General features: G+C 44.1%; 10 protein-coding genes. 9 read left to right on the forward strand and 1 reads right to left on the reverse strand.

Going from position 1 to position 11,690, the window contains the following annotated elements; all coding sequences use genetic code 11:
- Positions 1–117: 117 nt before the first annotated feature.
- From HMPREF9429_RS06030 to HMPREF9429_RS06070, 9 genes are all read left to right on the forward strand, one after another.
- Positions 118–1,257: an acyl-CoA dehydrogenase gene (locus HMPREF9429_RS06030; protein WP_006942404.1), complete on the forward strand. Its 1,140-nt coding sequence runs from the start codon at positions 118–120 to the stop codon at positions 1,255–1,257.
- An 80-nt stretch (positions 1,258–1,337) separates the two neighbouring features.
- Positions 1,338–2,141 carry an electron transfer flavoprotein subunit beta/FixA family protein gene (locus HMPREF9429_RS06035; protein ID WP_006942405.1) on the forward strand — a complete coding sequence of 268 codons (804 nt, stop codon included), beginning with the start codon at positions 1,338–1,340 and terminating at the stop codon, positions 2,139–2,141.
- Between the two features lie 16 nt (positions 2,142–2,157).
- A complete protein-coding gene (locus HMPREF9429_RS06040; protein ID WP_006942406.1) occupies positions 2,158–3,168 on the forward strand; it encodes an electron transfer flavoprotein subunit alpha/FixB family protein in 1,011 nt (336 codons plus the stop codon).
- 329 nt (positions 3,169–3,497) lie between these two features.
- Entirely contained in the window at positions 3,498–4,718 is a 1,221-nt protein-coding gene (gene ilvA / locus HMPREF9429_RS06045) for a threonine ammonia-lyase (RefSeq protein WP_040773991.1), read from the forward strand.
- Between the two features lie 16 nt (positions 4,719–4,734).
- Complete coding sequence (locus HMPREF9429_RS06050) at positions 4,735–6,147, forward strand: amino acid permease (RefSeq protein WP_040773993.1); 1,413 nt, start codon at positions 4,735–4,737, stop codon at positions 6,145–6,147.
- Between the two features lie 47 nt (positions 6,148–6,194).
- Positions 6,195–6,578: a RidA family protein gene (locus HMPREF9429_RS06055; protein WP_006942410.1), complete on the forward strand. Its 384-nt coding sequence runs from the start codon at positions 6,195–6,197 to the stop codon at positions 6,576–6,578.
- 347 nt (positions 6,579–6,925) lie between these two features.
- Positions 6,926–8,833 (forward strand): threonine--tRNA ligase, encoded by a 1,908-nt coding sequence (gene thrS, locus HMPREF9429_RS06060; protein WP_006942411.1) that lies wholly within the window; start codon positions 6,926–6,928, stop codon positions 8,831–8,833.
- A gap of 133 nt (positions 8,834–8,966) precedes the next feature.
- Positions 8,967–9,836 (forward strand): ribosome biogenesis GTPase YlqF, encoded by an 870-nt coding sequence (gene ylqF / locus HMPREF9429_RS06065; RefSeq protein WP_040773996.1) that lies wholly within the window; start codon positions 8,967–8,969, stop codon positions 9,834–9,836.
- A complete protein-coding gene (locus tag HMPREF9429_RS06070; protein ID WP_006942413.1) occupies positions 9,829–10,629 on the forward strand; it encodes a ribonuclease HII in 801 nt (266 codons plus the stop codon). Before ylqF ends, HMPREF9429_RS06070 begins: the two co-directional genes overlap by 8 nt.
- Before the next feature lie 59 nt (positions 10,630–10,688).
- Here the strand turns inward: HMPREF9429_RS06070 and HMPREF9429_RS06075 are convergent, their stop codons facing one another.
- Positions 10,689–11,642, reverse strand: a complete 954-nt coding sequence (locus tag HMPREF9429_RS06075; protein WP_006942414.1) for a magnesium transporter CorA family protein — start codon at positions 11,640–11,642, stop codon at positions 10,689–10,691.
- Between the last annotated feature and the right edge of the window lie 48 nt (positions 11,643–11,690).

The raw sequence follows: 11,690 nt of genomic DNA on the forward strand, positions 1-11,690 counted from the left end.
AAGAAAACAGGTAAGAAGTATTCTTTTTATTCATGCTTTAGGCTTTCTTTAAGTAATCTTTATATTAAAGATTGCAACTTATTATCTATTATTATCATTGAAGGAGTGTGGCAAACAATGGATTACAACATGACAGAAGACCAGGAAATGTTTGTGAAAATGGTTAAAGATTTCGGTGAAAAACGCTTGTTGCCGGGCATTACGGAACGCGATCATAACCATGAATACGATGAAGGTATCGTAGCTGAAATGTTGGAAATGGGCTTAGCCGGAACGTACTTCCCTGAAGAATACGGCGGAGCAGGTGCTGACGTATTAAGTTACATTATGACAGTTGAAGAACTGGCTAAATATGATGCCGGTATCTCCATTACTCTTTCGGCAGACGTTTCCCTGTGTGCAAATCCGATTTATGAATTCGGTACGGAAGAACAAAAAGCAAAATTCTTGAAACCCCTCTGTGAAGGCACGAAGCTGGGTGCATTTGCTTTGACGGAACCGAATGCAGGTACGGATGCTGCCGGCCAGCAGACCGTTGCCGTTAAAGAAGGCGACCACTATGTATTGAACGGCTCCAAGATTTTCATTACCAACGGCGGCGCAGCTGATATTTATATCGTTTTCGCTATGACTGACAAGTCCCAGGGCACGAAGGGCATCAGTGCATTCATTCTCGAAAAAGGCATGGACGGCTTTACATTTGGTAAAAAAGAAGATAAAATGGGTATACATACTTCCCAGACGATGGAATTAGTATTCCAGAACGTAAAAGTTCCGGCTGAAAACCTCCTCGGACAGGAAGGTAAAGGCTTCAAGATTGCAATGATGACTTTGGACGGCGGCCGTATCGGTGTTGCGGCACAGGCTTTGGGTATTGCCGAAGCAGCTTTGGCTGATGCTATTGAATACTCCAAACAGCGTGTTCAATTCGGCAAACCGCTTTGCAAGTTCCAGGCTATTTCCTTCAAATTAGCTGAAATGGCTACGAAGATTGAAGCAGCTCGTCAATTGGTTTATAAGGCAGCTATGCGTAAAGAAGAAAAGAAACCTTATTCTGTCGATGCTGCTATGGCTAAAATGTATGCTTCCGATATTGCTATGGAAGTTACGACCGACGCTGTTCAAATCTTCGGCGGTTACGGCTACAGTGAAGAATATCCGGTGGCTCGTCATATGCGTGACGCTAAGATTACTCAGATTTACGAAGGGACGAACGAAGCTCAACGCTTAGTTATTTCCGGCAATATTTTGCGGTAAATTTGTTTATGATGCGGGTCCGGCCTTCAGGGGCCGGACCCGTGTGATATAAATATACTACTTTAGGAGGTAGACATAATATGGAAATATTAGTATGTGTCAAGCAGGTTCCGGACACGGCGGAAGTTAAAATCGATCCCGAAAAGCATACGGTCATTCGCGCCGGCGTTCCCAACATTTTTAATCCGTTTGACCAGAACGCACTTGAAGCGGCACTTCAGTTGAAAGACAGTCAAGGTGCTCGTGTTACCTTGCTTTCTATGGGCCCCCCGCAAGCTGAAGAAGTACTGCGTGAAGGTTTGGCAATGGGTGCTGATGATGCATATCTCCTGACGGACAGAAAAGTCGGCGGTTCCGATACACTGGCTACGGGCTATTGCTTGGCACAGGCTGTCAGAAAAGTAGCCGAATTGCAGGGTATCGAACAATTCGACATCGTTCTTTGCGGTAAACAGGCTATTGACGGCGATACGGCTCAGGTAGGTCCGCAAATTGCTACGGAACTCGGTATTCCTCAGATTACGTATGCTGCGGAAATTAACGTGGACGGCACAACGGTTCGCGTAAAACAGCAGAATGAAGAAGGCTATATCGTAACGGAAGCTCAGTTCCCCGTATTGATTACGGCTGTTAAGGAATTGAATGAACCCAGATTCCCGACCATTCGCGGTACCATGAAAGCAAAAAAACGCGAAATTCCGCACTTGTCAGCAGACGACATTAAAGTTGACGAAACCAAGATCGGTTTGAAAGGCTCTCCGACGATGGTTCGTAAGATTTTCACTCCGCCTCAGAGAACACAGGGGCTTGTTATTAAAGAAGAAGATCCGAATGCAGCAGTTTCCGTTTTGATGGAAAAATTGACTGCACAAAAGATTATATAACAAGGAGGTACGTGAAATGGATTTAGCGGAATACAAAGGCGTGTATGTAATCGCTGAAGAATTTGAAGGCAAATTACGTAACGTAACGTTAGAACTGTTAGGCCAGGGCAAACAGTTGGCTGAAGGTATCGGTGATGAAGTCGGTGCCGTATTAATCGGACATAACGTAAAACCGTTGGCACAGGAATTAATTGCGCACGGTGCACATAAAGTGTATGTATATGACGATCCTAAGTTTGAACACTATAATACAACAGCATTTACGCGTGCATTAGTTCATTTCTTCAACGAAGTGAAACCGAATGTTTACCTCGTAGGTGCTACGAATATCGGGCGTGATTTGGGCCCCCGTGTTGCCAATGCATTGCAAACAGGTTTGACGGCAGACTGCACGAACCTTTTTGTTGATGATGACGGCAAGACTATCGTTTGGACTCGTCCTGCATTGGGCGGCAACATTATGGCTGAAATCGTGTGCCGTAACAATCGTCCGCAAATGGGTACGGTTCGTCCGAACGTATTTAAGAAACCTGAAGCTGATCCGAATGCAACCGGTGAAGTTATCGATATGCATGTAGATTTGACGGAAGCCGATTTCCTGACGAAGTTTGTCGAACTCATTAAAGTGGGCGGCAACGGTATTAAGATTGAAGAAGCCGATATTATCGTCGCAGGCGGTCGCGGCATGAACGGAAATGAAGCGTTCACCGGTATGCTGAAAGAATTGGCGGACGTTTTGGGCGGTGCCGTAGGTGCATCTCGTGCAGCTGTCGATGCCGGTTGGATTGATGCTTTGCACCAGGTAGGTCAGACAGGTAAAACTGTAGGACCGAAAATTTATATTGCCGCAGGTATTTCCGGTGCTATTCAGCATTTGGCAGGTATGAGCGGTTCTGATTGCGTCATTGCCATCAATAAAGATGAAGACGCACCGATTTTCAAAGTAGCTGACTACGGCATTGTAGGCGATGCTTTTGAAATCGTTCCGAAATTAACGGCAGCTATTAAAGCCGCTAAAGGTATGTAATATACTACAACCTAAATATAAACCCCGACAGTTTATCTGTCGGGGTTTTTTGTATGCCGATTTTCCCGGTCGTAAAAGGGGAGAGGTTTCAAAGCCGGTGCATCACTTACTTACACAAATGTATTTTGTAGAAAGACAAATATATAATATAATAGGTTGGAAAGAATGGTATAAACATGATTAGATTCACGTCTGTAATAGCATTGAGGTCAATATGCTAAAAGTGAAAAATAGAACTTTTCCATTGACGGTGCACAATAAAGCGTGTATATTTTATGACAAATAAAGATTCATAACATACTCGAATCGAATGAAAGGACGGGATCTATATGGGTACACCTTGTGTAACTCCCGAGATGGTAAGGGAAGCACAGGTACGGTTGAAAGGAATTGCTCAAAAAACCGGCTTATCCTATTCCAACTCGGTCAGTCATGTAGCAGGCTGTCAAGTTTATTTGAAGATGGAAAATTTGCAGCGAACGGGGTCCTTCAAACTTAGGGGGGCATACAATAAGGTTGCCGCATTGACAGACGAAGAAAGAGCTAAGGGTGTTATTGCCGCTTCGGCGGGAAACCATGCTCAGGGCGTGGCCTTGGCAGCAACCAGTTACGGTTGTAAATCCATTGTCTGTATGCCCAAACACGCGCCGTTAATGAAAATTGCAGCTACTAAGGGATATGGGGCGGAAGTAGTTTTACACGGTGACTTTTTTGATGAAGCAGCGGCAAAAGCTCAGGAATTATCGGATAAATTCGGCTATACGTATGTACATCCTTTCAACGACCCCTATGTTATGGCCGGTCAGGGGACGATTGCTTTGGAAGTGTTGGAGCAACTTCCCGACACGGATGCTATTGTCGTTCCTATAGGCGGTGGCGGCTTAATTTCGGGCATTGCCGTAGCGGCTAAGAGCGTAAATCCGAAAATCAGGATTATAGGCGTACAGTCTGCCAATATGCCGTCTATGCAAAAATCCGTATATGACGGGGCTATTTGTACTTATGACGGCATGGCTACATTGGCTGACGGAATTGCTGTAAAGCGTCCCGGTGATTTAACGTACGCCGTTTGCCGTGACTATGTGGATGATATCGTAACGGTTGATGAAGGAGAAATAGCGGCAGCCATTCTCTGGCTCATTGAACGAGTTAAAACAGTATCCGAAGGAGCCGGTGCAACTCCGGTGGCCGCCTTAATGAATCATAAGATTTTAGGCCTGGACAAAAAGAAGGTCGTGGCTGTTATTAGCGGCGGGAATATCGATGTAAATAATATGACGCGCATTATTAACAGCGGCCTTACGGAAGCATGGCGTAAAGCGTGTTTTACGACGGTGATCCCTGACAGACCGGGTGAGCTGGTCCGGTTGTTGTCCATTATTGCCGAGTCGGGGGCCAATGTTTTGGCTGTCACACATGAGCGTAGTCAGCACGGTATGGGGGCTAAACATTCGGCGGTTACGCTGGAATTGGAAACGGCTAATGAAAAGCACGTAGATGATTTAAAACAACGATTAATAAATGAAAAATACGAAGTCATTTTTAAGTAAACAGGCGGTGTCACAAATGGAAAGAGAAGAGATGCAAAGGGGCTTAAAGCCTCGTCATGTTGAAATGATTGCCCTTGGCGGAACTATCGGCGTAGGCCTTTTTATGGGATCGGCCAATACGATTATGATGGCCGGTCCGGCCGTATTATTGTGCTATGCATTGACCGGCGTGGTTATGTTCTTTATTATGCGCATTATGGGCGAAATGTTGTATCAGGAACCGGTAACCGGGTCCTTTGCCACATACGGGCATAAGTATATCAGCCCCTATGTGGGGTATCTCACAGCTTGGAGCTATTGGTTCATGTGGGTTGTCATCGGTCTGTCGGAAATTACGGCAGTAGGGATTTATGTACACTATTGGTTTCCCGATATACCGCAATGGATTTCAGCTTTTGTAGGTATGCTCATTGTTGCTATAGCCAATTTAGCAGCCGTTAAGTATTATGGTGAATTTGAATTTTGGTTCGCATTTATTAAGGTTACGACCATCGTTGTTATGCTTTTCGTCGGTGCGGCCGTTATTATCTTCGGCTTCGGTAATGAAGGAGTGCCCGTAGGGATAGATAATCTTTGGGTTAATGGCGGTTTTATGCCTAACGGTTTTGGTGGCATGTTGGCAGCCATGTGCGTAGTAGCGGCGGCCTTTCAAGGTGTTGAACTTGTAGGGATTACGGCCGGAGAAGCACAGGAACCGAAGGAAACTTTACGTAAGGCGACGAAAAGTATTGTTTGGCGCATACTTATCTTTTATATCGGTTCCATTTTTATCATTCTCTGTATTTATCCTTGGAATCAGGTAAGTTTTATAGGAAGCCCCTTTGTTATGACTTTCGGTAAGGTGGGAATTACGGCTGCAGCCGGCCTGATCAACTTTGTAGTCCTTACGGCAGCTCTGTCAGGATGCAATTCCGGCTTGTACAGTTCCGGCCGTATGTTATATACGTTGGCAAAAAACGGTCAGGCACCGAAAATTTTTATGCGACTTTCCAAGTCCGGAGTGCCTCGCGTGGGTATCGGTGTCACTATAGGATTTTTGATTTTCGGCGTTATTTTGAACTACCTGATTCCCGATTCAAAGCTGTTCCTGTACCTATACAGTGCTTCCGTATTTCCCGGTATGATAGCCTGGTTTGTTCTGGCCTATTCGCAGAAGAGATTTCGTGCTTACTGGGGTAAAGAGGCAATGGATGCCCATAAGTTCAAGTCTCCCCTGTATCCTTATGCGAACTGGTTTTGTATTGCCTTTCTCGTCCTTGTTACTATCGGTATGTGGTTTAACGAAGATACGCGTATGTCCCTTATTTCTTCATGGGTTTATATGGCAGTTATTACCGTTTTTTACTTTATTTGCGGCTTGAATAAGAAAGAGTATGATATACACGGTAATTTACAGGAAAAAGGGGCTAACAACGGTAGCGAAGGTTAAATTCCTTTGATATAATAAATAAAAACATTAAAAGGAGAGTGTTTTATATGGCAGTAAACGTAATTAAAACCGATAAGGCCCCCGGTGCTGTAGGACCGTATTCGCAAGGCATTAAAGCCGGTAATATTTTATTTGCATCCGGCCAAATAGCTCTCAATCCGGAAACGGGGAAACTCGTTGGAGGCGGAGTTACGGCTGAAGCAACGCAGTGCATGAAAAATGTAGGAGCATTATTGGAAGCTGCCGGCATGACATACGATAATGTCGTAAAAACAACTGTATATATTACGAATATGTCCTATTTCGGTGCCGTAAATGCCGTATACGGAGAATATTTTAAAAATAACCTCCCTGCTCGTTCGTGTGTAGCCGTAGCGGAGTTGCCTAAAGGTGCATCTGTTGAAGTGGAAGTAACGGCTTATGCCGAATAATTAAAAAGAAAGCGGATCATGAGATCCGCTTTTTTAATTTTTTATCTTGACAGTAAAAAATGATAGTCTTATAATGACGTCATATCAAAGATATATATTAAAGCCGTGATGAGGACACGACGGCATGTGAACCGCTTATGCAGAGAGGAATGCAATCGGTGAGAGCATTCTATGAGCGTATGACCGTTACCGCCTCGGAGCCTACTGTTGAAACAGATACGGTTGCACCGTTACAGCAATAAAAGATACCGAGATTGTATTCGGTAATTAGGGTGGAACCGCGTGATCATGACCTCTACGTCCCTTGGGATGAGAGGTCATGTTTATTTTTAAAGGAGATGTGAAGAATGGCAGAAATTATTTTACAAGACGGAGCCAAAAGAGAATTCGCGGACGGCTGTTCTTTGGGAGATGCCGTTGCACAATTGAGCAACAGCCTTGCCAAAAAGGTACTGGTAGCTAAGGTGGACGGAGAAGTTACGGATTTGCGCCGACCCGTTAAAGACGGTTCGACTGTAGAATTTCTTACGTTTGAATCTCAAGAAGGTAAGGACGCATTGCGTCATACGGCCTCACATATTATGGCACAGGCTGTGCGTCGTTTGTTTAAAGATGTAAAAGTAGCAATCGGCCCGGCTATTGAAAACGGCTTCTATTACGATTTCGATACGGAACATCGTTTTACGAAAGATGATTTTGCGGCTATTGAAGCGGAAATGCATAAAATTGTAAAAGAGAATCTCCCCGTTACCTATGAAGAAGTTTCCAGAGCCGAAGCTTTGGCCATGTTTGAAAAAGAAAACGAAATTTACAAGGTGGAATTGATCAAAGATTTACCGGAAGATGCAACTATTTCTGTATATCGCCAAGGTGACTTCTATGACCTTTGTGCCGGTCCTCATGTAATGACAACCGGTCAGGTTAAGGCTTTTAAACTTTTATCTGTTGCCGGTGCTTACTGGCGCGGCGATGAAAAAAATAAGATGTTGCAGCGTATTTACGGCACCGCTTTTGACAAGCAGTCATCTCTCGATGAATACTTGAAACTGCGTGAAGAAGCTGAACGCCGTGACCACCGTAAACTGGGCAAGGAAATGGATTTGTTCAGCTTTCATGAAGAAGGTCCCGGATTCCCCTTCTTTCACCCGAAGGGAATGCTCTTACGTCAGACTTTGCTTAAGTTCTGGAATGAACTTCATGACCGTTATGAATATGACCAAATCAGTACGCCGATTATTTTAAATCGTCAATTATGGGAACAGTCGGGGCATTGGGATCATTATCGGGAAAATATGTATTTTACAACTATTGACGATGAACCGTATGCTATTAAGCCTATGAACTGCCCGGGCGGTATCCTGGTTTATAAGAGCAATGTTCATTCCTATCGCGATTTTCCCATGCGTACTGCTGAATTAGGCTTGGTTCATCGTCATGAATTACACGGTGCATTGCACGGTCTTTTCCGTGTTCGCAGCTTTACTCAGGACGACGCTCATATCTTTATGCTGCCGTCACAGATGAAGAAAGAAATTACAGGCGTTCTTGATTTATTCGATGAAGCTTATAAGATGTTCGGTTTACCGTACCATGTAGAGTTGTCTACTCGCCCGGAAAATTCTATGGGTAGCGATGAAATCTGGGATTTAGCAACGCAAACCTTGAAGGAAGCCATTGAAGAAAAAGGCGTACCCTATCAGATCAACGAAGGCGACGGCGCATTCTACGGTCCGAAACTTGACTTCCATGTTAAGGATTCTATCGGCCGTACCTGGCAATGCGGTACTATTCAGCTCGATATGCTCATGCCGGAACGCTTTGATATGACCTATGTAGGTGAAGACGGTCAGAAGCATCGTCCCGTCATGGTTCATCGTGCTTGCTTCGGAAGTATTGAACGCTTCATCGGCATCTTAATTGAACACTATGCAGGGGCATTCCCCGTGTGGTTGGCTCCGACACAGGTAAAGATTTTGCCTATCTCGGAAAAGCAAATGGACTATGCAGTAGAACTTCGCAAGAAGTTCAAAAAAGCCGGTATTCGAGTAGAACTTGATGAAAGCAATGAAAAAATCGGCTATAAAATCCGTAAGGCACAAATGGAAAAAGTTCCGTATATGTGTGTTATCGGCGAAAAAGAAGTACAGGAACAAACCGTTTCCGTTCGTGATCGTTCGCAAGGCGATTTGGGCAGCCGTAATGTTGATGAATTCATCGCACATATTCAAGAATTATCCGAAAGCCGTAAGGGTTAAGATTATACAAAAAGAGAGCCGTCCTTAAGGTCGGTTCTCTTTTTGTATGCAGCCCGTAGCGTATGGCATCTTTACTTACGCAGGTCTTTTACCGTACAATAGGTGTACTTGTAGTGTAGAAGGGGGAAAAACCGTGATTATTAACTGGTATCCCGGTCATATGGCTAAGGCCAGACGACTGATAGAAGGAAATCTGAAAATTATTGACGTGGCTATCGAGTTGGTCGATGCACGTATACCCATGAGCAGTACCAACCCTATGATAGGGCAACTTTTGGGACAGAAACCGTCGATTGTCGTCATGAATAAAGCCGATTTGGCAGACACGGAAATTCTTAAGCTGTGGACGGCTTATTATAAAGAGCAGGGACGCATGGTGATGGCCTTAAACAGTAAGGACGGCAAGGGAATTAAGCAGTTGGTACAAGCGGTGCGAAAGCTGGCGGAACCGAAGCTTGTAAAGTGGCGTGCCAAGGGATTAAAAAGTCGCTCTGTCCGGACAATTATTCTAGGTATTCCCAATGTAGGAAAATCGACTTTGATCAATCGTCTGGCCGGTCGCAATGCTACTAAAACAGCTGATAAGCCGGGTGAAACTAAAGGCAAGCAATGGGTTCACTTGGCAGATAATTTGGACTTACTTGATACCCCGGGTGTCTTATGGCCTAAGTTGGAGGAACAAAAGTGTGCCAGACGTTTGGCCGCCACAGGAGCTATATCGGATACGGTATACGATATGGAAGAAGTTGTCGCCGATTTGATTACCACCTTATCGGTAAGATATAGTGAGGCATTGAAGAAACGTTTTAAACTGTCCGAAATAGATGAAGACCCGTATAAAACTATTGAGCGCATCGGGAGAAATCGCGGTGCTGTTTTGCCGGGCAATCGTATTGACATGGAAAAAACATATAAACTTATTATAAAAGATTTCAGAGAAGGTCATATAGGGCCTATTTCTCTGGATATGCCTGAAGAATTTGCGGAGAAACAGGATGGTTGATATACAAACCCTTTCTTTAGAAGAAATTCGCATGTTACTGGAAACGGAAGGCGAACATATACAGCCTTTATTACAGGCCATGGATGAGGATCATCGTAAAGGAGTCCAAACGGCTGCAGCTGCGTACAGAAAAAGACGGGAAAGAATAAGAAAAGAAAAAGCCCGATTAAAGGGAATGCTCCGCTATGAGGAAAAACTGTATGCAAAAGGATATCGTTATATTGCAGGCATTGATGAGGCGGGGCGCGGTCCCGTAGCCGGTCCCGTAACGATTGCTGCGGTTATTTTACCGATTCGGCCGCTTATTTACGGTCTTAATGACAGCAAAAAAGTATCACATAAAAGAAGAGAAGAGTTATTTGACACGATTATGAATGAAGCTATAGCTGTGTCATGCATAAATTTCTCGGAAGCAGATATTGATCGTTACGATATTTATCACGCTACGCAACGAGCGATGTACACAGCGGTTAAGACTTTGGATATTTCCCCTCAAGCCGTTTTAATTGATGCTATGCCTTTACCGGATTTGGAAATCTACCATGAGTCTATTGTCGGTGGCGATGCACAAAGCCAATCTATTGCGGCAGCCTCGATTATAGCCAAAGTTACGAGAGATCGTATTATGGAAGAATATGATCGACAATATCCCCGGTACGGATTTGCCGAACATAAGGGATATTTGACGCAGACTCATAAAGATGCTATTGCACAATACGGACCTTGTCCCATTCACCGAAAAAGTTTTGAGCCCGTTAAATCTATGGTAGGTTTTAGCCGGGATACTCTGTAGAAAAAAATATAGAAAAGAAGACCTCCTTACCGTCGGTAAGGAGGTCTTTGTGTTTCGCTCTAAAATAATTTTTTCATCCACAAGAGGGCTACGGCTACGGCGGAACAAATCATGGCAATCGTAATAACCAGGAAAAATCCCCATTCATTTTCTTGGAAAGGAAGGGGAACGTTGACGCCCCAGAGGCTGAAAATAGTTGTCGGTACAGATAAAATAATGGTAATGGAGGCCAAAAACTTCATTACTATGTTCAGATTGTTCGAAATAATGGAGGCGAAGGTATCGGACATATTCATGAGAATGTTGGAGTACATTTCCACCATTTCGATGGCCTGTTTATTTTCGATAATAACATCTTCCAGTAAATCTTCATCTTCTTCATAAAGCTTTAAAAGATGGTGGAGCGATTGATTTCGTCTCAACCTCAAAAGCTTTTCCATGACAGCTCCGTTACCTCGCAGAGCGGATGCAAAGAAGGTCAAAGATTTCTGTAATTCAAGGAGCATGAAGAATTCACGGTTACGCATGGAATGACGCAAAATGGATTCAATGTCGTCCGTGCGATGGTTAATTTGTTGTAAGTAACGCAAGAAAAGAGTGGCCGTGCGAAAGAGTATTTGAAAGAGGAAACGAGTCTTTTTAAAAGTATAAAATAAAGGATACTTGTTCTGTGTAAAGGCTTTCATAACATCCGTTTCCTGCAGGCAGACAGTTACGATAAAATCAGGTGTAATAAAGACCCCGAGAGGCAAAGTGTCATAACTGTCCGTTTCCAGAATAATAGGAATATTGATGACGACGAACACGTAGTCATCCTCGATTTCCACACGAGAACGTTCTTCCGTATCCAGGGCCATTTTCAGTACGTCTGTAGGAATTTCCGTGACCATAGAAACAATTTGCAGGTCGTCCGAGTCGGGGTTCACAACATTAATCCAAGAGCCTTTTTCGGCCGTAGCGATAGATAAATCATCTTCCAAGTGGCCGTTATTATGTTTGAATACTTCCAGCATGCCGTATACCTCCCCTCGTTGCGACTTCAGGTGCACATAAACTCAAAC

Source organism: Megasphaera micronuciformis F0359, assembly GCF_000165735.1.
In the GTDB taxonomy this organism is placed as follows: Bacteria; Bacillota; Negativicutes; order Veillonellales; family Megasphaeraceae; genus Megasphaera; species Megasphaera micronuciformis.